The organism is Nocardia sienata NBRC 100364 (genome assembly GCF_001613205.1).
GTDB lineage: Bacteria > Actinomycetota > Actinomycetes > Mycobacteriales > Mycobacteriaceae > Nocardia > Nocardia sienata.
The window spans coordinates 170,861-195,689 of the sequence record NZ_BDBX01000005.1 but is presented as its reverse complement, the minus strand read 5'-3'; the positions used below and the strand labels follow the sequence as shown (position 1 = coordinate 195,689).

The 24,829-nt window shown below is 68.5% G+C and carries 26 protein-coding genes; 5 read left to right on the top strand and 21 right to left on the bottom strand.

Going from position 1 to position 24,829, the window contains the following annotated elements; all coding sequences use genetic code 11:
• Positions 1 to 25 precede the first annotated feature (25 nt).
• On the top strand, positions 26 to 790 hold the full coding sequence (locus NS4_RS06505; protein ID WP_063058577.1) for an SDR family NAD(P)-dependent oxidoreductase: 765 nt from the start codon (positions 26 to 28) through the stop codon (positions 788 to 790).
• Between the two features lie 142 nt (positions 791 to 932).
• Here the strand turns inward: NS4_RS06505 and NS4_RS32020 are convergent, their stop codons facing one another.
• The 15 genes from NS4_RS32020 to NS4_RS06435 form a co-directional block, all read right to left on the bottom strand.
• Complete coding sequence (locus NS4_RS32020) at positions 933 to 1,103, bottom strand: hypothetical protein (RefSeq protein WP_157105918.1); 171 nt, start codon at positions 1,101 to 1,103, stop codon at positions 933 to 935.
• A gap of 53 nt (positions 1,104 to 1,156) precedes the next feature.
• The gene (locus tag NS4_RS06500) at positions 1,157 to 2,176 is read right to left on the bottom strand and encodes an MBL fold metallo-hydrolase (protein ID WP_063058576.1); all 1,020 of its coding nucleotides are present in this window, start codon (positions 2,174 to 2,176) and stop codon (positions 1,157 to 1,159) included.
• Positions 2,173 to 2,508 carry an EthD domain-containing protein gene (locus NS4_RS06495; RefSeq protein WP_063058575.1) on the bottom strand — a complete coding sequence of 112 codons (336 nt, stop codon included), beginning with the start codon at positions 2,506 to 2,508 and terminating at the stop codon, positions 2,173 to 2,175. The genes NS4_RS06500 and NS4_RS06495 overlap by 4 nt, the downstream gene beginning before the upstream one ends.
• 72 nt (positions 2,509 to 2,580) lie before the next feature.
• The gene (locus NS4_RS06490) at positions 2,581 to 3,204 is read right to left on the bottom strand and encodes a TetR/AcrR family transcriptional regulator (protein ID WP_063058574.1); all 624 of its coding nucleotides are present in this window, start codon (positions 3,202 to 3,204) and stop codon (positions 2,581 to 2,583) included.
• A gap of 43 nt (positions 3,205 to 3,247) precedes the next feature.
• Positions 3,248 to 4,762, bottom strand: a complete 1,515-nt coding sequence (locus NS4_RS06485; protein WP_063058573.1) for a class I adenylate-forming enzyme family protein — start codon at positions 4,760 to 4,762, stop codon at positions 3,248 to 3,250.
• 70 nt (positions 4,763 to 4,832) lie between these two features.
• Positions 4,833 to 5,876 carry an NAD(P)-dependent alcohol dehydrogenase gene (locus NS4_RS06480; RefSeq protein WP_063058572.1) on the bottom strand — a complete coding sequence of 348 codons (1,044 nt, stop codon included), beginning with the start codon at positions 5,874 to 5,876 and terminating at the stop codon, positions 4,833 to 4,835.
• Positions 5,876 to 6,667 (bottom strand): SDR family NAD(P)-dependent oxidoreductase, encoded by a 792-nt coding sequence (locus NS4_RS06475; RefSeq protein WP_063058571.1) that lies wholly within the window; start codon positions 6,665 to 6,667, stop codon positions 5,876 to 5,878. Before NS4_RS06475 ends, NS4_RS06480 begins: the two co-directional genes overlap by 1 nt.
• Position 6,668: 1 nt before the next feature.
• A complete protein-coding gene (locus tag NS4_RS06470; RefSeq protein WP_063058570.1) occupies positions 6,669 to 7,424 on the bottom strand; it encodes an SDR family NAD(P)-dependent oxidoreductase in 756 nt (251 codons plus the stop codon).
• A complete protein-coding gene (locus tag NS4_RS06465; RefSeq protein WP_063058569.1) occupies positions 7,421 to 8,623 on the bottom strand; it encodes an acyl-CoA dehydrogenase family protein in 1,203 nt (400 codons plus the stop codon). Before NS4_RS06465 ends, NS4_RS06470 begins: the two co-directional genes overlap by 4 nt.
• A gap of 30 nt (positions 8,624 to 8,653) precedes the next feature.
• Complete coding sequence (locus tag NS4_RS06460; protein WP_063058568.1) at positions 8,654 to 9,604, bottom strand: phosphotransferase family protein; 951 nt, start codon at positions 9,602 to 9,604, stop codon at positions 8,654 to 8,656.
• Entirely contained in the window at positions 9,601 to 10,809 is a 1,209-nt protein-coding gene (locus NS4_RS06455; protein WP_063058567.1) for an acyl-CoA dehydrogenase family protein, read from the bottom strand. Before NS4_RS06455 ends, NS4_RS06460 begins: the two co-directional genes overlap by 4 nt.
• Before the next feature lie 15 nt (positions 10,810 to 10,824).
• Entirely contained in the window at positions 10,825 to 11,976 is a 1,152-nt protein-coding gene (locus NS4_RS06450) for a thiolase family protein (RefSeq protein ID WP_063058566.1), read from the bottom strand.
• Positions 11,973 to 12,347, bottom strand: a complete 375-nt coding sequence (locus NS4_RS06445; RefSeq protein ID WP_063058565.1) for a Zn-ribbon domain-containing OB-fold protein — start codon at positions 12,345 to 12,347, stop codon at positions 11,973 to 11,975. Before NS4_RS06445 ends, NS4_RS06450 begins: the two co-directional genes overlap by 4 nt.
• A 35-nt stretch (positions 12,348 to 12,382) precedes the next feature.
• Positions 12,383 to 13,171, bottom strand: coding sequence for an enoyl-CoA hydratase/isomerase family protein (locus NS4_RS06440; RefSeq protein ID WP_063058564.1), 789 nt, complete (start codon positions 13,169 to 13,171; stop codon positions 12,383 to 12,385).
• Positions 13,172 to 13,272: 101 nt separating this feature from the next.
• Positions 13,273 to 14,415, bottom strand: coding sequence for an acyl-CoA dehydrogenase family protein (locus NS4_RS06435; RefSeq protein WP_063058563.1), 1,143 nt, complete (start codon positions 14,413 to 14,415; stop codon positions 13,273 to 13,275).
• Positions 14,416 to 14,507: 92 nt separating this feature from the next.
• Between NS4_RS06435 and NS4_RS06430 the strand changes: the two genes are divergently transcribed.
• Genes NS4_RS06430 through NS4_RS06420 form a run of 3 tightly spaced genes read left to right on the top strand, consistent with a single transcriptional unit; the run spans position 14,508 to position 16,315 of the window.
• Complete coding sequence (locus NS4_RS06430) at positions 14,508 to 14,888, top strand: nuclear transport factor 2 family protein (RefSeq protein ID WP_063058562.1); 381 nt, start codon at positions 14,508 to 14,510, stop codon at positions 14,886 to 14,888.
• Positions 14,885 to 15,256 carry a hypothetical protein gene (locus tag NS4_RS06425; RefSeq protein WP_063058561.1) on the top strand — a complete coding sequence of 124 codons (372 nt, stop codon included), beginning with the start codon at positions 14,885 to 14,887 and terminating at the stop codon, positions 15,254 to 15,256. Before NS4_RS06430 ends, NS4_RS06425 begins: the two co-directional genes overlap by 4 nt.
• Positions 15,257 to 15,295: 39 nt before the next feature.
• Positions 15,296 to 16,315, top strand: a complete 1,020-nt coding sequence (locus tag NS4_RS06420) for an NADP-dependent oxidoreductase (RefSeq protein ID WP_063058560.1) — start codon at positions 15,296 to 15,298, stop codon at positions 16,313 to 16,315.
• 19 nt (positions 16,316 to 16,334) lie between these two features.
• Here the strand turns inward: NS4_RS06420 and NS4_RS06415 are convergent, their stop codons facing one another.
• The 5 genes from NS4_RS06415 to NS4_RS06395 form a co-directional block, all read right to left on the bottom strand.
• Positions 16,335 to 17,108: a MerR family transcriptional regulator gene (locus tag NS4_RS06415; RefSeq protein WP_063058559.1), complete on the bottom strand. Its 774-nt coding sequence runs from the start codon at positions 17,106 to 17,108 to the stop codon at positions 16,335 to 16,337.
• Positions 17,109 to 17,175: 67 nt separating this feature from the next.
• Entirely contained in the window at positions 17,176 to 18,684 is a 1,509-nt protein-coding gene (locus NS4_RS06410; RefSeq protein ID WP_063058558.1) for a flavin-containing monooxygenase, read from the bottom strand.
• A 13-nt stretch (positions 18,685 to 18,697) separates the two neighbouring features.
• Entirely contained in the window at positions 18,698 to 19,621 is a 924-nt protein-coding gene (locus NS4_RS06405; protein ID WP_174552068.1) for a ferritin-like domain-containing protein, read from the bottom strand.
• A 1-nt stretch (position 19,622) separates the two neighbouring features.
• Positions 19,623 to 20,516 carry an SDR family NAD(P)-dependent oxidoreductase gene (locus NS4_RS06400; RefSeq protein ID WP_063058557.1) on the bottom strand — a complete coding sequence of 298 codons (894 nt, stop codon included), beginning with the start codon at positions 20,514 to 20,516 and terminating at the stop codon, positions 19,623 to 19,625.
• Position 20,517: 1 nt separating this feature from the next.
• Entirely contained in the window at positions 20,518 to 21,501 is a 984-nt protein-coding gene (locus NS4_RS06395) for an alpha/beta hydrolase (RefSeq protein WP_063058556.1), read from the bottom strand.
• A gap of 279 nt (positions 21,502 to 21,780) precedes the next feature.
• Here NS4_RS06395 and NS4_RS06390 point away from each other — a divergent pair, with 279 nt between their 5' ends.
• Positions 21,781 to 22,575 (top strand): SDR family NAD(P)-dependent oxidoreductase, encoded by a 795-nt coding sequence (locus NS4_RS06390; protein WP_063058666.1) that lies wholly within the window; start codon positions 21,781 to 21,783, stop codon positions 22,573 to 22,575.
• 40 nt (positions 22,576 to 22,615) lie between these two features.
• Here NS4_RS06390 and NS4_RS06385 read toward each other — a convergent pair whose 3' ends face one another.
• A complete protein-coding gene (locus NS4_RS06385) occupies positions 22,616 to 24,721 on the bottom strand; it encodes a neutral/alkaline ceramidase (RefSeq protein WP_063058555.1) in 2,106 nt (701 codons plus the stop codon).
• Positions 24,722 to 24,829 lie beyond the last annotated feature (108 nt).

The window sequence follows — 24,829 nt, the reverse complement described above, 5'->3', positions numbered from 1 at the left end:
CGTCACCGGAACAGAAAGGGCCGCGATGACAACGGGTGCCGCGAGGCTTCGGGACAAGGTCATCCTGGTAACCGGATCGACGGGCGGGATCGGCGTGGAGATCGTGCGCCGTCTCGCGGCGGAAGGCGCCGTGCTGGTGGTGACCGATCTCGGCGAGGCCGCCTGCGCCGAACTCGTCGCCGGCCTGGCCGAGCCGGACCGGCACCTGACCCGGCCGCTCGATATCGCCCGCGAGGACGAGTGGCGGGAGAGCGTCGCCGCGGTGCGCCGGCGATACGGACGGCTGGACGCGCTGGTCAACAATGGCGCCATCGGCAGCCTCGCCTCCGTCGTCGACGAAGACCTCGAGCGCTACAACCGGGTGATCGAGGTGAGCCAGACCGGGACCTGGCTGGGTATGAAACACGCGGGCGCCCTGATCGAGGACAGTGGCGGCGGCTCGATCGTCAACCTCTGCTCCATCCTGGGCACGGTCGGCGGGCTCGGCAACAGTCTCGCCTATGCGGCGGCCAAGGGCGCGGTCCGCACGATGAGCAAGAACGCCGCGCTGCACTGGGCCACGAAAGGGGTCCGGGTGAATTCGGTCCACCCGGGTTTCATCGAGACCGAGCAGTTGCGCGCGCGGTACGAGGGCACCGAGCGACACCGGGCGATGCTGGCCCATACCCCCATGGGCCGGCTCGGCCATGCCACGGAAGTCGCCGCCGCGGTCGCGTTCCTGGCGAGCGACGATTCCACTTTCGTGACGGGCACCGAACTCTATGTGGACGGCGGATGGACCTGCGCCTGATTCCGCGGCCCGGACCACTTCACCGGATGAGGGTGGAGTGGCCCGGGCCGCCCGAGCTGTTGACTATCGAGAGTTGTCTCTGCACCGCCGAACCGTCCGGGCGCCGGACTCGCTCGGCTGGGTGACAGTGTCATGGTTTCGCCTAGGGTTTGTCATCGGTCACGAACGGTGAACCCCGGTAGGAGTCGAATTCCGGCAGGTGCAGACCGGTTTTGGTGACGAGTGCTTCGGCGCCCGGCCAGGATTGCCCTGAGGTCTCGTCCCAGCCCCAATCCCGGCGGCCCCGCCCAATTCCGGTTGTTGAGCCGGGCACTGCGCACCTCGGACTGAATGCGGGTCGGTGGCGGCCCTCGGGTATCGCCGCCGTCAGCGTGGGAGCCGGAAGAGGTCCACACCCTCGAGAACGTCGGCGGTGAGGATGTTCCGTGCCACGAGGACATCCAGATGAGCCATGGTTTCGCAGGTGGCGACCATCTGGTTGAACGTGTCGAGGGTGGCAAATGAGCGTTCTCGGCGGGTCCACGTCAGGGCACGGGCGACTTCGTAGCCTGTACACGGCGCGAAATCGCCTACTACGGTGCGGATCTGATCGAAACGGTGGTAGTGATGTGCCAGCAGTTCGCGGGCCCGTGCTCCGGCGCTGCCGCCGTCGGATCCGTGTGCGGGCAGCATGGTGCGATCGTCGTCGTCGCGTAGCAGGGTCAGCGAGTGCAGGAACTTGTCCAAGGGAAGTTCCCAGGTACCGAGTTCGAATCCGATGGACGGGGTGATGGCGGGGAGCAGATGATCGCCGGTGAAGATCAGCCGGCGGCTCCGATCGTGGAAGACGGTGTGTCCCTTGGTGTGTCCGGGAGTTTCGAGGACCTCGAGTTCATAGCCGCCGAGGGATACCGGGCCGGGTCGCAGCCAGTGGTCCGGCGCTTCCCAGTCCGCGAGATCGAAGGGCTCCTCGGCGTTGCCGAGATACGCGCGCGCGGCGATACCGGCCGCCCCCGCGCGGCGCAGTTCCCGCAGGGAACTCTCGGGGACATTGCTGCCCAGCGCGCGCACCGCGTCGAGCCCCAGCGATTCCCCGGCGCCCAGATGGACCCGGCAGCCGTGCCGGCGGCGCAGTTCCACCGCGAAGGTGTAGTGGTCGCGGTGGATATGGGTGACCAGGACATCGTGGATCTCGCCGGGGGAGCGGCCGATCCGCGCGAGCGCGGCGGATAGTTCGTCATAGGTATGCGGGCGGTGCCAGCCGCCGTCGATCAGGACGAGCCCGTCGTCTGTCTCGAGGGCGTAGACATTGATCGCGCGCAATCCGTCCTGCGGCAATTGCAGCGGTATGCGGTGGATGCCCTCGGCCACCGGATAGCAGCCGGGTTCGGCCCAGTGGGCGCTCATTTGCCGCTGTCGGCCAGGGGCACCATGGTTTTTTCCTCGCCGTACCAGATCATGCGGCGACCGCGCATGGCGCCGACATGGCGGACGGCCGCTTTCCATTCCGGGCTCGCCAGCGCGGCGTCGAGCGCCTCCCGGGATTCGAAGCTCAGGATGGACAGCCCGTCCCATCCGGCGGACCGCTCGTCGAAGCTGTCGAGCAGTTCGGTGTGCTGCCAGCGCAGCAGGCCGGGCAGGGGATAGGTGACCTCGGCGTGTTCGCCACGCCACCACTCGATGAACTGGTCGTGGGTCCAATCGCTTGGGCGTGACGCCAGAACCATGAGGTTGTACATGATGGTATCCTAACTGAATTCTGTTCGGTTTCGTAGTGCGTGCGGCAGGGCGGACCTCTTGCCGGGCGGGGATTACGCGCGCACCATCCGCACCGCGGTCTCGGTGACCGTTTCGGTGATCTCGGCGAGGCCGAGCGCACCGTCCGGGCGATACCAGCGCCAGACGCTGATCACCACGGCGAGTACGAGACGGCCCAGCACGCGCGGATCGTCACCGGCGAAATCGCCGGTCTCGATACCGCGGGCGATGAGATCGGTCCAGTTCTGTTCGATCTCCTGGACCAATTCACGCGAGCGCAGGCGTTCGGCTTCCTCTTTCTCGGACTGCCGGGGTGTGGCGAGCAGATCCATATGGTTCTGCAGGATGCGCCGCTGCAGCGCATCGATGGGCTCGGCGCGCAATGCCGCGGCCACCGCCGCCCGCAGTGCCCTTTCCGGGTTTTCCTCGCCCTCGGTCGCCGCTACGAAACGATCGGCGGAATCGGCCAATTCCAGCCGCATGATGGTCAGCAGGCAGTGCGCTTTCGATTCGAAATAGTGGTACAGCGCGGTCTGGCCGATTCCGACTTCGTCGGCAATGGAGGCCCATTTCGTATGCTCGTAACCGATTCGTCCGAATTGCTCTATTGCCGCGGTCAGGATGCTGCCGCGCTTGGAACGCGGGCTCTCCCGCCGAGCTCCGGTATCAACGGTCATGAGTGAAGTGCCCCCAGGATTCGACGATGTGGATGCTTCAACTCTACCCCACCCGATATGAACTCGAGTCGGCTGCGGCGAGTTGCGCGGCGAGCCGGACAGCGTCCGGCCGGGACAATTTCCCGACCCGATTCTGCGGGAGGTCGGCGACGGTGAACAGGTATTCGGGCCATTTGAATTTCGGGAAATCCGCGGCGGCGAGCTGCGCGGTCACCGCCGGCAGGGTCAGCTCACCGGTATCGGTGACCACCAGGGCCGCCGCGCGTTCACCGAGCAGATCGTCGGGGACCGGGACGACGCAGACCTGAACCACGCCCGGTAACGCCGCGATCGCCGCCTCCATCTCGTTGATATCGATATTGCGCCCGCCGCGGATGATGATCTGTTTCTGCCGGCCCATCACCCGGATGGAACCGTCCCCGGCCACCTCCACCAGATCGCCGGTGGGCAGGAATCCGTCGCCGGTGAGCGCCGGCGCCACCGGAGCGCCCCCGCGTGCGTATCCGACGAACAGGGAAGGTCCCTTCACCTGGGCATCGCCGATCTCCCCGGCGGGCAGTGCCGCACCGTTATCATCGACCGCGCGGACCACGGTGCCCGGGAACGGGCGGCCGTCGCGGCCCAGTCGGATCTCCGGCGGATCGTCGGGCCGGGGAGTGGTGTGGCCGAGGCACTCCGACATACCGAACACCCGCAGGAACGTGGTCCCGAGTTTCTGTTCGGCTTCGGCCAGCGCCCGCTGGTTCATCGGCCCGCCGCCCACCGTCATCGCGCGCATGGCCGACAGCTGCCCGGTACTGCCCTCGACCACCGAGAGTTGCAGGGCCATGGTCGGCACCAGCATGGTCCACGCGACCCGGTGCTCGGCCATCGCGGTGAGCGCGGCGCCGGGGGACCAGCGGCCGATGGTGACCATGGTGGCGCCGAGGAACGCCGGCAGGTACATACCGAAGCAGAACGCGGCCACCGAGGACAGCGGGACGAACGCGCCCACGGTCTCCCCGGCGCGAAGTCCGACCGCGTCGATCGTGCTGCGACACGCGTAGCGAATGGCATCCTCGGACTGAACCACGCATTTCGGCCGGCCGGTGGAACCGGAGGTCATCGCGATCGCGCCGCCGCCGTGCCACCGCCGGACGGATTCGAACGGCGTGGCGCGGGCCAGCAGCAGATGCTCGTCGAAGGCGGTATCGCGGCGGGAGTAGACCTCCTCCGGCACGTCCCAGTGGCGCAGCGCCTCGGAGTCACCGATCACCAGGTCCGGCCCGATGTCCTCCATCGCGAGCCGGAATTCCGATTCGGTGGCGTGCGGGCTGAACACGGCGACCACCCCGCCGCGCAGCCCGACCGCGAGCGCCGCAGCCAGGGTGCGCCAGGTGTTATCGGCCTGGATGAGCGCCGTGGGGGCGCGATCGTCGAGGGCCGCTATCCGCTCGGCCAGGGCGTGCGCCGTCGCCACGATCTCACTCAGGGTGTGCTGTCCGAGTTCGTCGATCACCGCGATATCCGCCGGTGCCCGCCGTGCCCGTTCGAGCATCTCCGTCGCCAGTACTCTCATCGCCCGTTCCTCGTGCCGCTGTGCTCTCTGTTTACTCGTCGCCGCGCTTCCGCGGGGCGGAATGCGCTCGTCACGCCGGTGGGACCAGGACAGCGCGCCCGGTGATCCCGCCCGACCGCAGCCTGCGATAGACCTCCACCGCCTCGGTGAGCGGGAAGGTCTCCGCGGTGACGTGCAGGGCACCGCGGCGGGCGAGCTCGACCACTGTGGCCAGATCCGACCGCGGGCCCCAGAACGGCGCCGTCACGGTCCAGCCCGTGGCCAGGCCGACGTCCTTACCGACCTCGAGCCGCCCGCCCGCGCTGCCCACCAGCACCAGGCGCCCGCCCGGCGCGAGCACCGCACCGGCCGGGCCCACGCTGTCCGGGGCGCCGGCGAAGTCGAAGATCAGGTCCGCGCCGTCGCCCAGGCCGGTGGCCGCGGACGGGATATCGGGGAAGGTCGCGTCCACGCCCAGCCGGCGGGCCACCCCGAGTGCCTCCGGCCGGTTGTCGATCGCGATGATGCGTCCGGCACCGAACTCGCGCAGGATCTGGACCGCGAGATGGCCGAGCCCGCCGACCCCCACCACGAGACATACGCTGCCAGAATCGATCAGGTCGCGGTGTTGCCGCACCGCGTGGTACGCGGTGAGACCGGCATCCGCCAGAGGCGCGCAGAGCACCGGGTCCACACCCCGCGCCGGCACCAGGTACCGGGCCGAGGGCACGATCATCGCCTCGGCCAGCCCGCCCGGACGGCCGAGGCCGTTACCGATCGGCTTCCCCCGGCCGTCCGGGCCCGGGCGCAGGCGCAGGCAGTAGTTCTCCCGCCCCCGTGCGCAGTTGCGGCACCGACCGCAACTCCAGATCCCGTGGACCACCACGGTTTCCCCGATCCAGCCGCGGTCGGCCGCCGGGCCCGCGTCGAGCACGGTGCCCGCCACCTCGTGTCCGAGAGTGAGCGGGAGCGGATAGCCGAACGCGCCGGCGGCGGAATCCATGATGTGCAGATCCGAGCGGCACAGCCCGGCCGCCTCGACCCGCACCAGCAGTTCCTCCCCGCCGGGCCGCGGTGTGGGGATCTCGCGGAGTTCGGGTTCGGCGCCCCAGGCGGTGAGCTGTACGGCCAGCATCAGCGTGCCGTCCAGCCGCCGTCGACCACCAGGGTCTGCCCGGTCATATAGGACGACGCGTCCGAGGCGAGGAACAACACCGCGCCGTCCACCTCTCCGGTCCGGCCGCCGCGGCCGAGCATGGTGTTGCGACGGACCCAGCCCGCCGATTTCTCATTGCTGAACAGGCCGTCGGTCATCTCGGTATCGAACCACCCCGGCACCACGGCGTTCACCCGGATACCGCGCCGGCCCCACTGGCCGGCGAGTTCCCGGGTCAGTCCCAAAGTTCCGGACTTGGAGGCGGCATAGCTGGCGCCGCCGATCGGAGCCGTGGAGACCAGGCCGATCACCGAGGAGATATTGATGTAGGACGCGTGTTCGCCCGCGGGCAGCCGGGTCGCGGCGTAGGTGGCGAGGTGGAAACCGGCGAGCAGGTTCAACTCCAGGATCGCGTGGAACTCCGCGTCGGTCTCCTGCTCCGCCTGCGGCGGCCCCGGCCGGCCCGCATTGTTGACCAGGACATCCAGGCGCCCGGACTCCGCGTAGCAGCGGTCCACCAGGGCGGTACGGTCCGCGTCCCGGGTCACGTCACAGGGCACCGGCACGATCCGGGAATCGCTTCGCGCCAGTTCGGTCAGCCGGTCCACCCGGCGGGCGGCCGCGTAAACGGTGGCGCCCGCGCCGGCCAGCACGCGGGCGAAGCCCAGCCCGAGGCCCGACGAGGCACCGGTGACCACGGCGGCGCGTCCGCTCAGGTCGAACAGGCTCGCCGACGTGGCGATAGCCGGTTCGCTCGGTTGCGTACTCATCTCAGTACACCGCCGTCCGGCCGCCGTCGACCGGGATCACGGCCCCGGTCGTGTACCCGGCGGCATCGCTCGCCAGATGAACGACCAGTCCGGCGATCTCCTCCGGCCGCCCCAGCCGACCCGCGGGGAGCCGGTCGACGATCTTGCCGACGAACTCGTCGTCCCAGTGCTCGGCCATATCCGTCGCGAACCCGCCGGGCATCACACAGTTGACCCGCACCGACGGCGCGTATTCCTGCGCGAACGCCATGGTGAGCGCATTGAGACCGTTCTTCGCCGCGGCGTACATCGCCTCGGGCGGGCTGGGCCGGACCGCGCCGATACTGGAGATATTGATGATCGAGCCGCCGCCGGCGGCGGCCATCCGGGCCCCCGCGACAGCCATCAGGCGGAACGGGCCCTTCAGGTTCACCTCGAGGGTCTTGTCCCACAGGCCCTCGGTCACCGCCGCCAGATTCTCGGCCGGCGGCGCGATCCCGGCATTGTTGACCACGATGTCGAGACTGCCGAATTCGGCGACGATCCGGTCGACGGCGGGCTCTATGCTGTCCCATCTGCCCACATGCAGTTCCAGCGGGTGGGCGCTGCCGGGGCCCGCGCCGAGCGCGGCGACCGCCGCCTCGCAGGCCGCGAGTTTGCGGCTGGAGACGATCACCGTGGCGCCGGCATCGCGTAGCCCGCGGGCGATCGCCAGCCCGAGTCCGCGGCTCGCGCCGGTCACCAGCGCGACCTTTCCGGTCAGATCTGTTGTGCTCATCGGTGCTTCTTCACTTCCAGACGCGCGATGGTGCGCAGATGTACTTCGTTGGGGCCGTCGGCGATCTGCAGTGCGCGGGTGATCGCGTGCATCCGGGCCAGCACGGTGTCATTGCTGACCCCGGCCGCGCCGAAGGTCTGGACCGCCCGGTCGACCACCGCGTGGGCCACCTCCATGGCAGCGACTTTGATCGCGGCGACCTCCGAGCGCGCCGCCGCATTGCCCTTGGTGTCCATCAGCCAGGACGACTTCAGGACCAGCAGGCGGATCTGGTCGATCTCGATGCGGCTGCGGGCGATCCACTCCCGCACCACGCCCCGGTCGGCCAGCGGCCCACCGAACGCGGTGCGCTCCAGCGCGCGACGGCACATCAGGTCGAGGGCGCGTTCGGCCATGCCGATGGCCCGCATGGCGTAGTGCATCCGGCCCGGGCCCAACCGGCCCTGCGCGATGGCGAAGCCGTCGCCTTCGGCGCCGAGCATATTCGCCGCGGGCACCCGGACATCGGTGAACTGCACCTCGCCGTGCCCGAGCCGGTCATGGAAACCGAACATCGGCAGATCACGGAGTACTTCGACTCCGGGTGCGTCGGCGGGCACCAGGATCATGCTCTGCCGGCGATAGGGCGGCGCCTCCGGATCGGATTTGCCCATGAAGATGACGAGTTTGCAATCCGGGTCGAGAATTCCGGAGGTATACCATTTTCGGCCGTTGATGACGTAGTCGTCACCGTCGCGGCGGATGGTCGAGGTGATATTGGTGGCGTCGGAACTGGCCACATCGGGTTCGGTCATCGCGAACGCCGACCGGATCTCACAATCCAGCAGCGGCCGCAACCACTGCGCCTTCTGCTCCTCGGTCCCGAACATGGCCAGGATTTCCATATTCCCGGTATCGGGCGCCGAACAGTTGATCGCCTCGTTACCGATGATGGAACGGCCGACCATTTCGGCGAGCGGCGCGTATTCCAGATTGGTGAGTCCGGCGCCCAATCCGTCGTGGGTCATGAAAAGGTTCCACAGACCCAGTTCCCGGGCCCGGGCCTGCAATTCCCGCATGATCTGCGGTTGTTCGTGCGGATTGTCCGCCGCGGCGATCTGTTCGTCGTAGACCGGCTCGGCCGGATAGACGTGCTCGTCCATGAATCGGCCGAGTGTGTCGAGCAGGTCCGCCGTGCGGGCGGAGTAGGAGAAATCCACAGTGCGGCTCCTGAACTGGGGGAGGCGACCTCAACCGGCGAGCAGCGAGGTCCCGGTCTCGATGAGGCGGTCGATGGTGGCGGGCAGCTTTTCCTGGTCCGGGTCGTGGTGCCGGCCTTCGCGATGCCGCAGTAGGTTGTGGCCCATGATGGCGGCCATCTTGAGCCGGCCGAGCGCGTCGAACCAGGACAGTTCCGGTAGCTCGGTACCGCCCGCGCGGTACAGCTCCACCAGTTCGGCAGCGCTCGGCAGCGCGGGGACTGTGCGGCCCACACCGGGAAAATTGGTGCCATCGGCGAAGACCAGGAACCAGCCGAGCTCGACGCGGGGGTCGCCGGCGCTCCAGATCTCCCAATCGATCAGCGCGACGGGTTCGGTGCCCGCGGCGATGATGTTGCCGAGCCGGTAGTCACCGTGGACGAGGGTGGGTGCCAGGGGGTCCGGCACCCGCCGCCCGAGTAGTTCCAGCAGACGGTCACCACCGGTGACCAGTTCCGGCGGTACCGCACCGAGCGTGCGGGCCCAGCGGGCCAGTTCGTCGGCGGGAGTCAGCGCGGGTTCGATACCGGGCACCGTGTCGAGGGCGACCGCGTGTAGCCGGGGCAGCACCTCGGCCGCGCGGCGCATCCGGGCCGCGGCGAGATCCGGCACCACGGGCGGATCGTCGAGTACCGGTTCCAGCGATTCGCCGACGACGAATTCCATGGCGAACCAGGCCGGTTCGCGCTCATCGGTGACGACTATGCGCGGCACCGGGACCTCGGTCGGCGCCAGCGCGCGCATGATCCGGGCCTGGCGCAGCATATCGTGGCGGCCGAGGGGTTCGCGGCCCTCCGGTACGGCTTTCACCACATAGGTTCCGCCGGTTGTCACCGCCCGGTAGGTGAGTCCCGAATGACCACCCGGCAGGCGTTCGAAGGTGATGAGTTCGTGCCCGAGCTCGGCGGCCAGCCGGTCGCGCACCCGGTGCTCCAGCGTCATGGGCGTGGCTCCTTGGGCAGGCCGAGTACCCGCTCGGCGATGATGTTGTGCTGGATCTCGTCGGTGCCGCCGGCGATCCGGTAGCCCGGCGCGCCGAGGACGTGCTCGGTCCAGGCGTAGGTTCCCCAGCGCCCCGAATCGGCGACCAGGTCGCGGCCGAGCAGCAGCCGCACCACCTCGGAGGTGCGCGCCATGGTGTCGGTGGCCAGCAGCTTGCCCGCCGAGGCCTCCGGGCCCGGGTCCCGGTCCGCGACCACCGCCGCGGCGACCCGCATACCCGCCACCCGCTGCACGTAGCTGCGGGTCACCAGATCGGCGACCCGGTCGCGTTCCAGATCGGACAGTTCACGGCCCAGGTTGCGGGCCAGTGCCACGGCCTGGTCGGCATTGGCCAGGCCCAGCGTCGCCCCGTCGAGGCGTTCGGCGGCGAGCACGGTGAGCGCGACCGGCCACCCCTTGCCGACCGGGCCGAGCCGCAGCCCGTCGTCGAGCACGACCCCGTCGAGGTAGACCTCGTTGAACGAACTGCCGCCGGTCATCTGCCGGATCGGCCGCACGGTGACACCCGGAGCGTCCATGGGGACCAGGAATACGGTGAGCCCCGCGTGCTTGGCCGCCGCCGGATCGGTCCGGCACACCGCCACGCCGAGGTCGGCGACGCGGGCGCCCGAGGTCCAGACCTTGTGGCCGTCGAGAGTCCAGGCGCCGTCGGCGTTCCGGGTGGCCCGGGTCCGTACCGCGGCCAGATCGGAGCCGGCCTCGGTTTCGGAGAAGAGCTGACAGGCGATGAGATCGGTACGCAGCATGGCCCGGACATAGCGGTCCCGCTGTTCCGGCGTCCCCCACTGCTCGATGGTCGGCGCCACCAATTGCTGTGTCACCGAGAACATCTCGGTCCGCCGCGGTACCTCGAACTCCGCTTCGGCACGCCGGAACGCGAGCACATAGGACATCGGCAGCCCACGTCCACCGTATTCCGGGGCCCAGTTCAGCGCCCCCCAGCCCGCATCGAATTTGGTGCGCTCGTAGTCGCGGATCGCGTCGGTGTGCCGGCGTTCCTCCGCGGCGGTCCAGTTCTCGAATACGGCGACCGAATCGTCACCGTGACCCCAGGCGGCTTCGGTACGGGGCGCGGCGACCCCGCACAACCAGTCCCGAGCCGATTCGGTGAACTCGGCGAGATCCGGAAGTGTCTGTGTACTCACTGTTCTCCCTCGCCCTCAGACCGAAAGGACCGTGCAGGCGCTGATTCCGGGGGCGCCGTAGACGTGTGTGAAACCGGTGCGCGGGCCGCCCGGCACCTGCCGTTCGCCCGCCTCGCCCCGCAGTTGGGTGACGATCTCGTGGACCTGCCGCAGCCCGGAGGCGCCGATGGGTTCACCGTTGGCGATACAGCCGCCGTCGGTGTTGATCGGCAGCCGGCCGCCGATCTCGGTGGCGCCGGCGGCGATCAGCTCCTCCTGCGCGCCGTGCTCGCAGAACCCGCATTCGGCCATATGCATGATCTCCGCGCCGCTCTCGGTGTCCTGGAGCTGGGCGACGTCGATCTCGCCCGGTCCGATCCCGGCCTGCTCGAAGGCCGCGGTGGCGGCATCGGTACTGACGCTGGTGGGTTCCCCGGTGCCCTGGACCGCGGGGCTGAACACCTCGAAGGATCCGAAGCGCCGGGTGCGATGGCTGATCGCCCGCAACCGCACCGGGCGCCCGCCGAGCCGGCGCACGGCGGCCTCGCTCGCGACGACCACGGCCGCGCCCCCTTCGCCGGGGGAGCAGAACATGAACTTGGTGAGCGGATCGTTCACCATCTCCGCCGCGGCGATCTGCGCTGCCGAGATCGGCTCCCGCCGCCAGGCATTGGGATTGCGGCTGCCGTTGCGGTAGGCCTTCTCGGCGACCTTCGCCAGCGTCGCCGCGGAAATATTGTGCTCGCGCATATAGCGGCCGATCTTGGCGCCGAAGAACTGGGTGGTCACCATGAGTCCGGCCGTGCCGTACCCCTCGGGCAGACCCCAGTCGGTGGGGTCGGGGTCGAACGCCCCGCGCGGATGTTTGTCGAAGCCGACCGCGAGCGCGATCTCGGCGGCGCCGGACCGCACCGCGTTGACCGCGGAGAACAGCGCGCTGCCGCCCGTCGCGCAGCCGTTCTTGACATTGGTGAACGGGATACCGGTGAAACCGAGCTCGGCGACCAGGGTGTCGGCCAGTCCCGAACCGTCGCTGCCGCCGAACGCGACCTGGATGTCGGGCCAGGCCAGTCCGGCGTCGGCCACCGCGGCGGTGATCGCCTCGACCGCCATCTGCCGCCCACTGACACCGGGCCGGCGGCCGAAACGCGACAGTCCGCTCCCGATGATGGAAACCTGATCGGTCACCGGTCCTCGCTCTGCTGGGTGGTAGTGGTGGCGAACCGGGGGACCGGTGTGACCGCGACCAGTCGCACCGGCGCCCGGTCCAGGGCGGTGAACTCGTCGCAGTCGAGAATCGCCTCGATCTTGATCCCCTCGGGGAGTTCGACATAGCCGACCGCGTACGGCGTGAATCCCTCGGCGGGAACGACATACGGCGGCGATTTCGGTGGGAACCGCTGAACGGTGTAGGCCCAGACCACCCCTTCGTCGCCGAGGGGCAGTGGGTCGGCGGTCGGCCGGGCACAGCGTGCGCAGATCGCGCTCGCCGGGTAGCCGACCGTGCCGCACACCCGGCACCTACTACCTTCCAGTACGGGTTTCACCTGCTCGCCCATGTCGTTCCTTCCGATGGTCGATGTGCCTGGCCGGGTCAGCGACCGACCCACTTGGGTTCGCGCTTCTCGAGGAAGGCGTTGACGCCTTCGCGCGCATCCTCGGACTGCAGGGCGTTGCCGACCGCCAGGTGCTCCATCACCATCAGCGACTGGATATCGGCGTCCAGACCGCGATCGATGGTCATCTTGGTGAGCTTCATGGCGAACGGGCTCTTGTCGATGATCGGCGCGATGAAGTCGGCCACCAGGGCGTCGAGTTCGCCCGCCGGGGCGGAGGCATTGATCAGGTCGAAGGCCGCTGCCTCTGTGCCGGAGAGCAGTTTGCCGGTGAGCATCAGCTCCTTGGTCTTGCGGATGCCGATCATGCGGGGCAGGCGGTAGATCGGGCCCGCGCCACCGAAGAGCGCGCGCCGGATGTGGAAATCGCCGATCTTGGCATCATCGGCGGCGACCGCGAAATCGCAGGAGATCATCAGCTCGAAACCGCCCGCGGTGACGTAGCCCTCCAGCACCGCCACCGACGGAGTGTTCATCGAGTACAGGCGGTCACAGACCTTCGCCGAGAGCACCGCGACATCCATCGCGTTGGTCTTGCCGACGTAGTTCTCCCGCAGTTCGTCCAGGTCGAAACCCGAGCAGAAGGTGTTGGCCCGGCCGCGCAGTACGAGGACCTTCAGCTCGGGGTCGTTGTCGACCTCGACGATGATCTCGTCGAGCCGGTGCAGCAGCTCCACGGTGACCGCGTTCTTCTTGTGCGGGCGGTTGAGCCAGACGCGGGCGATCTCGCCGTCTTTCTCCAGGACGATGTGGTCGGTGTCAACCATCGAGGGCCTCTTTCGTTGTCCGTTATTGAACTGGATTCACTTCAGTTGTACTCGACGGCGCGGAGGGCGTCAATACGGAATTCCGTGCCGGTCGAGGTTGCTCAGACGCCGATCAGATCGGCGATCCGCGCACGATGGGTGCGTGAATCACCGTGTGCTGCTTCGTTTCCGAGCGCACGCCGGAAATAGGAGTGCACGGGATGCTCCCAGGTGAAGCCGACGCCACCGTGTAACTGCACCGCTTCGGAGGCCGCGAGTACGGCCGCGTCGGTGCAGACGGCGCCCGCGACCGCGACGGCCAGCCGTGCCGAATCGGGGTCCTCGGCGTAGAGGGCGGCGGCGTATCGGGAGGCCGAGCGCGCGCGTTCCAGCTCGACCAGTAGATCGGCCAGCCGGTGTTTGACGGCCTGGAAGGAGCCGATCGGCCGCCCGAACTGATGGCGTGTGCGGACGTAGTCGACCGTGAGCCCGAGCAGGTGATCGACAATGCCGGTGTTCTCGCAGGCGGTGGCGAGGGTGGCCAGATCGTGCAGTCGCGCGATGGCGGCGGGTGTCGATTCCGGCGTCGTCAGCGCGACGGCCGGGCAGTCGCGCACGGTGAGATCGGCCTGCCTGCGCGTGGGGTCCAGGACGCGGCGTGGGCTGCGCACGGCCCCGGGGCCGGGCCGCAGGGCGAAGAGGCGGCGGCCCTGGGGCGTATCGGCCGAGGCCACGACGAGATCGGCGGTGTCGCCGCCCGGTAGGTGGGTGACCGTACCTTCGACGCGCCAGCCGGTGGAATCGGATCGGGCCCGCAGCGCGTCGGTCGCCGGATCGAGGGTGCCGACGGTGGCGAGCGATCGTCCGTTCAGCACCTCGGTGAAGAGGTCGGCGGTCGCCGCGGCGGCCGGCAGCAGTGCCTGAACGCCCAGGACGGCCGAGCTGATTACGGGTTCGCAGACCAGGGCCCGGCCGCATTCCTCGAGTACGACGGCCAGTTCGGCGGTGCCGTAGCCGAGCCCGCCGTATTCCTCCGGGACGGCGAGCGAGGTCACGGACATCTCGTCGACGAGGCGTCGCCACAGCGGTTCGGAGTATCCGGCCGCGGATTCCGCCGCCGCGCGTACCTGCTCGATCCCGCTGTACTTGGCGAGGAGCGCCCGTAGTGTTTCGCGCAGTTGTTCCTGCTCGGGACCGGGCGTGAGAGCTGCCGGTTCCGCCCGCGGCCAGGGCGCTTCGGGGGTAATTGCTGAGGTCGGGGACATGATTCTCCGGTTGACTTGAGTTCAATTCGGTAAACTGAGCCTAGCGGCTCGCACTCTCGACAAGAAGTGGTTTGTTGAACTAAGTTCATTTCATGAGTTACGTGATCGAGGACTACTACGCGACCGTCGACAGGGGCGGATTGCGGGACGCGGTGGCGTTGCTGGCCGAGGACGTGGACTTCACGATGGTGTTGCCCACCGGGGTGAAACGCGACCGCGGCCGCTCGGCCATGTTCGAGTACCTCAGCGGCCGGCCCCCGGTGAACCGCAAGCACGTGCTGTTGCGGGTGGCCGCCGATGGTGACATGCAGTTCGCCCACGGCGCCGTCACCGAGAACGACACCGTGACCACCGGGTACTTCGTGGCCGCGATGCATCTGGACGCGGCGGGACTCATCGACCGGTACCAGGTCACGTTCAGCGCGGACTTCGCGCTGGTGGACCGGTCCTCGACCGAAGGAGAACAGAAATGACGACGGATGTGCCGGTGCTGGCCCGGTGGTTCGGTTATATGGATTCCGACGATCCCGATCGGGTGCTCGAGATGATCTCCGACGATTTCACCATGTCGGTGCAGTTCTCCAAGGGAGCGGGTGCGAGCGCCGAATTCGTCGGGGACCGGGCGGGTCTGGTCGCCTACCTCGCGCAGCGCGAGAAGAGCACCCTGATCCATCACATCGATGTGGGTGCGGTGGTCGGCGAATACGAACTCGTGCTCGGTCGTACCACGCGTGCCGGAGAGTTCGAGGCGTCGTTCAACGCGACCGCCCAGCTCGACGCCGACGGTGCGGTGCGCCGGCTGCTCATCGCCCGGACGCCCGAGGTCGCCTTTGCGCGCTGAGCGACGCGAGCCCGGCAGGCCCGACAAGGAGGACCACCGATGAATCGCCGGCTCTGTCTGGCCCGGCGCCCGGCCGGAAAGCTGAGCGTCACCGATCTCGCGCTGCTCGAGGAACCCGTGCCGGAACCCGGCCCGGGTGAGATCCTGGTGCGCAACACCTGGCTGTCGATCGATCCGTCCATCCGCATCCGGCTGGCGGAGACCACACCGGACGGGTACCTGCCGCCGCTGCGCCCGGGCGAAGGTCTCAGCGGTCTCGCGCTCGGCGTGGTCGCCGAGACCCGCCACCCGGACTACGCCGTGGGCGATCTGGTCTCCCACACTCTCGGCTACCGCGAATACGCGGTGGTGGGCGCCGGCGCGCAGACCATCGGCGGTTACGGCGCACCCACCCGGATCGAGGCAGGTGATCTTCCGCCGCAATGGTTCCTCGGCCCGCTGGGCAGCGCCGGACTCACCGCGTATGTGGGGCTGGTCGAAATTCTCGAGCTGGCCGCGGCGGACACAGTGTGGGTGTCGTCGGCCGCGGGATCGGTCGGTTCGCTCGCCGCGCAGCTCGCGGCCCTGCGCGGCGCCACCGTCCTCGGCTCGTCGGGCAGTCCGGACAAGGTGGCCTACCTGCGCGACGAACTCGGCATCGCCGCCTTCGACTACCACGAGCCCGCCCTCGCCGAATCGCTGGCCGTACTCGCGCCCACCGGAATCGACGCGTATTTCGACAATGTCGGTGGCGACCATCTGACCGCGGCCCTGGACGCGCTGCGCCCGCAGGGGCGGATCGCGCTGTGCGGGGCGGTATCCGGTTACGACGGCGCGGCCCCGGCCGGGCCGCCGAACCTGTTCACCATGGTGGCGAAAGGCCTGTGTATGCGGGGTTTCCGGGCCGGATCCTTCAATCATCTCGAGTCGGCCATGCGGGCCGAGGTCGGTGCGCATCTCGCGGCCGGACGACTGGTCCACCGGGAATCGGTATTCGACGGGATCGAGCAGGCGGCGGCCGCCCTGGTCGCAATGCTCTCGGGCGCGACGACCGGAAAAACACTGTGCCGTCTGGCCTGAGGCGGCCCGGGTACGGCGCTCAGTGATCGCGCTGGGCGCGGCCCATGTTCCGTTCCCGCTCCCGTTCCGCGGCGGTGGCGAGATAGTCGCCGAGTTCGCGCCGCAGCGTGGCGTCCAGCGACCGGGCCAGACTGGTGTGCACCGCGGCGACGCCGAGTTCGCGCATGGTATTGAGCATGCGGGTGGTGGCGGCGATCTCGTCATTGGAGTCCGGTAGCCAGCCGGGCCCGTGCTCGTCGACGATATGTTTCTTCGCCGCGTTGATGAGCAGCTCGCTGATGGCGTCGATCCGCGTGGCGACCTCGGCGTACACCGAGATGAGCGTGCCCAGCTCCACCCCGTACTCGTGGAGCTCGGTGAACGAGGTGAGCAGCTGGGTATCGGTGATCACCACCGTCTCGCCGTCCACCCGGACCAGACCCATCCGGCTCAGCTGCGCCACCAGCTCGTCGGTCTGCTCGCCGAGAATGCTGGCGAGCAGTTCCCGGGGGACCTCGAAGGTCTCCTCCTCCGACCAGTTCGCGGTGACGGCATGCTGCAGACCCAGCACCTCGGTGAGGTCCTTACCGGTTTCCCAACTGGTGATGAAATCGGCGATATGCGCGGTGGTGAAACCGCGCTGCAGCAGCGCGTCGATGAGGCGGAGCCGCTCGAGATGGGAATCGTCGTAGATACTGGCCCGGCCGTCGCGGTCGGCCGGGGGTGGTAGCAGGCCGCGTTCCTGATAGGCACGGACATTGCGGGAGGTGGTGCCCGCGGCGCGGGCGAGATCATCGATCCGGTATCGCGCCATGAATCCGCACCTCCCTCGCCCGCCTGCGCCGGTGACTCCGGCACGGGAATCCGAGTCTAGCCGCCGGTCAGGAGACCGACGCCACCATCGGCACGATCCGCGGCTCGCCCGCCACCACCGTGTAGTCGTCGAGATCGACCTCGCGCAACTGGTTGCGGTACTGGGTGGCGAACCCCGGGTACATGGTCGCGTTGAACCCGTCCTCGGTCAGGTACCAGCTGCGGCAGCCCGAGTTCCAGGTGGTCGCGCCGAGCTTGCGCTGGATGGCCGCGTTGTAACGCTCCTGACGATCGCGGCGCACCTCGAGCATCCGCAGATCACGGTCGAGGATAAGGCCGATCGCCTGTACCAGGTAATCGATCTGCGCTTCCATGTACACCAGTGCCGAGTTGTGCCCCGGGCCGGAATTGGGTCCGAAGGTCAGGAACAGATTCGGATACCCCGAGACCGCGACACTGCGGTACGCGAACGCGCCGCGCCGCCATTCGTCGGCGAGCACCCGCCCGTCGCGACCGGTGATCGGGATCGGCGTCCCCGTTTTGGAGACCTCGAACCCGGTGGCGAACACGATGCAGTCGGCGCGATGCTCGATCCCCTCGGCAGTACGGATACCGTCCGGCGCGATCCGGGCGATCGGCCAGGTGATCAGTTTGCAGTTCTCCCGTTGCAGCGCCGGGTAGTAGTCGTCGGTCATGAGCAGCCGTTTGCAGCCCGCCCGGAAATCGGGGGTGAGCTGCCGACGCAGCCACGGATCGGCGACCTGCCGCCGCAATTGCGCCCGGCCGACCAGTTCGACCACCCGGGTCAGCGGGGTATTCCAGACGACGCCGAGCGCCACCGACTCGTGCCCGTAGAACCACGCCTGCCGCGCGAGGGTCTGCGCGCCGGGGATATGCCGGTAGAGCTCCTTGGCGAGCGCGCCGGTACGCCGGTTCACCCGGGGCAGGACCCAGCCGGGGGTGCGCTGGAAAACCTTCACCGAACCGGCTCGCTCGACCAGTTCCGGAATGATCTGTACCGCACTGGCTCCGGTACCGATCACCGCGACCCGTTTCCCGGTGAAATCGTAGTCGTGGTCCCAGCGGGCACTGTGGATCGTGTGCCCGGTGAAGGAGTCGATCCCCGGAATATCGGGGTAGCCGGGTTCGGTCAGGGGCCCGGACGCGAGCACCACCGCGCGGGCGCGGACCTTCCCGGAGCCCTCGATCGAGATCACCCAGGTTCCGGTGGACTCGTCGAATTCCATACCGGTGACATTGTGCCGGAGCCGGATATGCGGTGCGATACCGGCTTTCGCCACCATCGAGTCGATATAGCCCAGGATCTCCCCGCTCCCGGAATAGGTGTGCGACCAGTCCGGATTGGGCGCGAAACTGTACGAGTAGAGCCGGGAGGGAATATCGCAGGCGGCGCCGGGATAGGTGTTGTCGCGCCAGGTCCCGCCGACCGCGTCACCGCGTTCGAACACCGCGAAATTCGTGATACCGCGGTCCCGGAGCCGGATTGCCGCGCCGATCCCGGCGAATCCCGCACCGATCACGGCGACATCGAGCGGGACTGTGCTGGTCGTGGTCATAGATGTGTCCTCGTCACGCGGCGGGGGTGTAGGTGATTTCCTTCGACCAGCTCGGGTCCTTGCGCAGCAGCCGCCGCGGAATACGTCCGGTGACCTTCACCAGGGCGTCCGCGAGCAGGTGATACGGGTGCCCCCGGTCGACCACCCAGTCGCCGTGCATCTTCACGATCTGGTACATCGGCAGCCGGCGCGCGAACTCACTGCGCTCGCCCACCTTCCGGTAGCGTTCGAGCGCCGAGTACAGCTTTTTCTCGTCCACCCCCATCGCGACGATATTGTCGCGCATCTTGTTCAGCAGCGGCATATAGCTCAGTACGCCGATCAGGAAGGTCGGCTTCACCCAGCCGCCGATCAGTTCGATGAGCAGTTTGCGCATCTCGGCGTGGCCCAGCACATCCATGACCGCGAAATCGACGGCCAGATGGCGGGATTCGTCGGCATTGATCCGCCGGAACGCCTCCTGGCACACCGGGTCCTCGATCTCGTCCATGATGAATTTGACAAGTGCGCCGTCCAGCGCCACCTCGAGCATCGGGATCACAGTTCCCAGGAACGACAGCGACATATCGTCGGCGTATTTGTCCAGGAAATCGATGACCAGTTTGACGTTGATATTCGGCTGCGGGATCTCGTCACCCTCGAGCATCCCCCAGCGCCGCATCAGCGCGAGTTCGGCATTGGCGTGCTTCTGCTCCTCGGCGTGGAAATACCGGTAGATCTCGCGCAAGGTCTCGTCGGGGGCCTTCTTGGCCATGGCGGCGAATCCGCGCGCCCCCACGTTCTCGATCCACATCAGGTCCGACATGAAAGGCTTGAGGCGCGCGTGCTGTTCGGGAGTGATCGTTTCCGCGCCGGGCGCGTCCCAATCGATATCGGCCAGTGCCCACTGGCGTTCCTTGATCTTGCCGAGCATGTCCTGGAAGTCCATGGTCGCCATATCAGACTCCTGTTCTCTGGGTGGTGGTCGGTGTGGCGGGCGCGTCCTGCGGCAACAGCCGCTCGAGCAGGCCCGCCACGGTGGTGTACGGGCCGGGAAAGGCCCGTTTGAGCAGCCAGATGAGCTGGGCGTCGGGCTGGGGGAGGACATGCAGTCGGCCGCGGTCGTGCGCGTCGAGGGTGATGCGGGCGACGCGCTCGGGGGAGAAACCGGTCCAGCGCATGAGGGTGTCGGCGAGATCACGCGAACCCGAGGTGATGCGCCCGTCCCGGGCGACATTGGTCCGGACGAAGGTGGGGCAGAGTACGGTGACCGCGATATCGGTGCCGCTGAACTCCGCGGCCATGGTCTCCGACAGGGCGAGCACGCCGGCCTTGGACGTGTTGTAGACCGCCATCGCGGGCGCGGCCGCGAAACCGGCGGCCGAGGCCACATTGATGATGCCGCCGCGGCCGGCGGCCCGCAGTCGGGGCGCGAAGATCTCGCATCCGTGCACCACGCCCCAGAGATTGATACCGAGGGCCCATTCCCAGTCGGTGAACCCGATCTCGCCCACTGGTTTCCCACCGATTCCGACGCCGGCGTTGTTGACCACCAGGGAGACCCCGCCGTCGAATACCGAGTCGGCGAACCGGGCGAGGATCTCCATGTCCTCCCGGCGGGCGACATCGCAGCGAAAAGCGTGGGCGGCGCCGGGGTATTCGCCTTCGATGAGGGCCACCGTTTCCGCGGCGCGGCTCTCGTCGATATCGGCGCAGACGATCTGTCCGCCCCGGGCGGCCAGTTCCCGGGCCAGCGCGCGGCCGATTCCGCTCCCGGCACCGGTGACGACCGCGCGGGCGCCGTGGGTGCGGCCCGAACTGCCGAACGGCAGGAGGTTGCGCAGGGCTGTCATCTCAGCTCACTTTCCGTGGGGTGCCGACCGCGAGTGCCGCGCACAGGAAATCGGCGGCCCGCCCCAGGGCGGCGTCGGCTTCGGGGGCCAGGCGCGGCAGCGCCTGGAACACGTGCACCTGACCCGGCCAGATCTCGAGGGTGCAGTCACCGCCCGCAGTCCGGACCATCGTGTGCAGGTGCCGGGCGTCGGCGCTGAGCATCTCGGCGCCGCCGGCCTGGACCAGCATCGGCGGCAGCGCGGTGCCCGCCGCGACGGTGAGCCGCAGCCGCGGGGTGTCGTCGGGATGCCCGCCGGTGTAGGCCCGCGGGAGCCGGCGGGCGGCGCGGGCGGAGATCACCGGATCGCGCCGCCGCCGCTCCTGGGCGGTCGCCAGGGCGAAGGTGAGATCGATCAGGGGGGAGAACAGGACGACGGCGGCGGGCTGTTCGGTACCTCGGGAGGCGTTTTCCAGAAGCAGGTCGAGGGTGAGGTGTCCGCCCGCGGAGTCGGCGGCGATCACCAGGTCGTGCGCGGCGAAGCCCTGTCCGAGCAGCCACTCGAAGCCGGCGGCGATATCGTCGGCGGCGGCCGGGAAGCGGTGTTCGGGGGCGAGTCGGTAGTCCACGACGAATACGGGCAGACCGGTGTCGCGGGACAGCCGGGAGGCGAGGCCGCGATGGGTCCGGGCCGAACAGAGTACGTAGCCGCTGCCGTGCACGTAGTAGACGGCCCGGTTGGCGGCCCGGACGCCGGGGGCGCGTACCCATTCGCCGCGGACACCGGCGGTCCGGACCTTCTGGACGGCTGTTCCGGGCAGGGGTGGCCCGGCCAGTTCCATGATCGTCGCGATGAGTGTGCGGGCGAACAGTATGCCCGGTGGGTTCATCGGCACCGCGCAGTTGATCGGGCGCAGACCGTATTCCGCTGCGGTGGCGGCCAATCGCGAACGCAGGGAGGGTGCACACGGCACACCGGAGCGTGAGGTCCTCGTCGACCTGGTCATGGGTTAAGAGTCATTCATAAATGTGCCATTTGTCAATGGCAGATTAAAGATCGCTCCATACCCTTCTGCGTGCCTATCAGGCTCCAGGGGTCGCTCCGCCGCGGTTCGCGCTGTCCGGAGGTTCGTCTCGCGAGTCGAAGCGTCGACACCGATCGACCTCGGCTTCGGCAAGTCGGTAGATCACTGGGCCTGCGTGGCGGCGTTCGTGGGGAAGCGGGGCGGACACAAGATCCGCGTGGCGCCCCCGGCCGGTGAGCGGTGGTGCGGCACGATGAAGAGATGAACATCGACCTTTCCGGACGGCACGCACTGGTCACGGGTTCCAGTCAGGGCATCGGCCTGGCCATCGCCACCGCGCTGGCGCGGGCCGGTGCGTCGGTGATCGTGAACGGGCGCGGGCCCGACAAGACCGAAGCGGCCCGCACCCGCATCCTGGAAGAAGTTTCCGGGGCCTCGGTGCGCGCCGTCGCCGCCGACCTGTCCTCCGCGGTGGGGGCCGGAAGCCTCCGGGAGAAGGTTCCCGAACTCGACATCCTGGTCAACAACCTCGGGATCTTCGAAGCCAAGCCGGTACTCGAGATCGACGACGACGATTGGCGGCGTTATTTCGAGGTCAACGTGCTGTCTGCCATCCGGCTCATCCGGATGTATCTGCCCGGGATGATGCAGCAGGGCTTCGGCCGCGTCATGAATATAGCCAGCGATTCGGCGGTGGTGACGCCGCTGGAAATGGTGCACTACGGCACAACGAAAACCGCGCTGCTCGCCGTAACCCGCGGATATGCGAAAGCCGCGGCGGGCACCGGGGTCACGGTCAATTCCGTGATGGCAGGCCCGACTCATACACCCGGAGTCGAGGATTTCGTCCGGGACCTGGTCGGCTCCGAGCTGCCCTGGGAGCAGGCCCAGCAACGCTTCATGCTGGAACACCGCCCGCATTCGCTGCTCCAGCGACTGATCGAACCCGCCGAGATCGGCAATATGGTGGTGTACCTCGCCTCGGACCAAGCCTCTGCCACAACCGGGGGCGCGGTGCGCGTGGACGGCGGTTATATCGATTCGATCCTGCCCTGATCGCGGCCGCCCGGCCGCCGCGTCGCGGTGGCGCGCGGCGTCAGCCGATCTCGAATTCGGCGCTCGTTCCCCGCACCGGCTGCAGGTGGCCGTCGGGGGTGAGCCGGTCGGCGAAGTGCACGAAACGATGGCGTCCCGGCGGGGTATCGGTGGGGATGTCCCAGGTGAAGGAGGCCACCGAGGTACCCGGGCCCCGTGTGCTCCAGTGGAAGCGCACGGCCCACTCGCCCTCGTTCGCGACCCGTACCCACCTCCCGTCCACCAGCCGCTGCACCTCGAGGAAGGTGCCGTTGCGGCGAGGGTTGTGTTTCGGGTGCGCGGAGACGAATTCCACCGCGGCTCGGGCGCCGCGGGTGTAGTGCGCGGCCGGCTGGGTGAGTGCCGCCCCGAAATCGTGGCCGGGCAGGGCCGTATCGGGACCGGGCGCGGAGACGAAGTTGGGCTGCAGATGCGAGAGGTCGCGGGGTGCCGGCCCCCGGTCGACGGGCGTACCGGCCGCGAGCGCGGTGGCCAGCCGGGTGAACTCCTGCTGGTAGGCGGGCAGGGTGTACCGGCCGAACAGGGTGGACGCGCCCTCGTACTGCTGCGCGTCGTATTCCTCCGGGGTGGTGACGTATTCGTGGTAGGCGTTGGCGTATCCCTGGAGCAGTACCTGATCCAGGGGAACCCCGAGGGTCGCCGCCACCGCCTGCCGCACCCGCAGGCCGGCCACGATGGTGAACTCGGCGCCGGCCGCCGCCAGGTACAACTCGCCGATGCGGACGATCTGGATCGGCACCACACTGGGCACCCATGGAGCCGGTGGCAGCAGACCGAACGGCACCGCGATCAGTTTGGGGGCCTGGGCGTCGGCGAGCCAGCCGGGAGCGGGCCGGTGCGGGTCCCCGAGGAAGTCGAGGAAGGGATTGCGCACGCCCTCCGGAATCGGGCCGCCCGGCAGTCCCGAGCCGTCCTCGATGCTCCCGGCGAGCAACGACACACCCGCGGCGGGCGGTGCGGTGCGGCGGGCGGCGCCGTCAGGAGTGAACTGTCCGTCTACGGTGATATCGGAGAGATCTATATAGCAGAACACCGACCCCACGGGACCGTTCATCGGGCTCGCGGCCGCGACCGCCGTGCGGGCGGCGTCGTGCTGACGCTCACCGAGGATGCGGGTGTTGTCGAATTCGTTGCCGGTCGGCCCGGAACCGGGCCGTAGATCCAGATTGGGTGACATATCACCGGCATTCGTCTGGGCGAAGGCGGCGAGATAGCCCGGTGCGCCGTCGAGATAGCGCACCCCGTGGTCGGTGTGCTCGCAGGCGAAGGCCGCGTAACCTTTGTTGTCCGAGCTGATCAGCCGGTTCTTGTTCGTCATCGAGGTGTTGTGGGTGGCGAACCAGGTGATCGCGCCGACCTCTTCGCCGCCCTTGCCGATCGATACCGTGGTGACCGCCGGGTCGATGGCGTCCGGGAAGTGTGCCCGGTCCGCGGCGGGGTTGCGGTCGAAGGCGACCCGGGACCGGTTCACGCTGGCGTTGCGCAGTTCGGCGCGGCCGAGAGCGAGTGTGCCGGGGGAGAGGTCGGCGTGCGCGGCCGCGATGGCTTCCACGAGACCGTTCACCTCGGCGTCGTACACCTGCTGCTGGAATCCCAGAATCGACAGGTTGTATGCGTAGTCGTGGGCGGCGCCGCCGCAGACCGCGTGCGAATGCGTGGACGTGAGCAGGACATTGCGTTCGGTGTACAGATCGCCGAAACGGCGGCCGAGCTCGGCGAGCACGCCACGATGCACCGATTGGAAGATCATCGCGTTCTCGGCGACGGCGAAGACGACCCGCTCGGACCCGGAGACGAAGACGAAGGCGCGGGCGCGGGGTCGCAGGTGGATTCCGGCGGTGGTCTGATCCTGCTGGGAGTAGCCCATCATGCCGCATTCCGCGGCGGGGCCGGTGATATCGGAGATACCCAGACCGACGAGATAACCGCCGGGTGTGGCGTGCGCGGTGGCGGCGAGCCGCCCGCCGAGACCCGGCGCGGTCGCGGTGAGCGCGCCCAGCGCGAATGTGCCGGCGGCCGCTCCTGCCAGTACCGTGCGCCGGGGAAGCGCCGGCTGTTCGGAATCCGTGGGCCGCGCCGCGGCACGTGGTTGGGAGGTTGCCACCATCGAGATGTCCTTCCTGCTCGACTGGCAGCGAACCATACTGTTGAACAAACGTCCAGATGTGGCCCGGTCCGGGCGGGCGCCCGGTCGCGACCTCGAATGCGCGCCGCG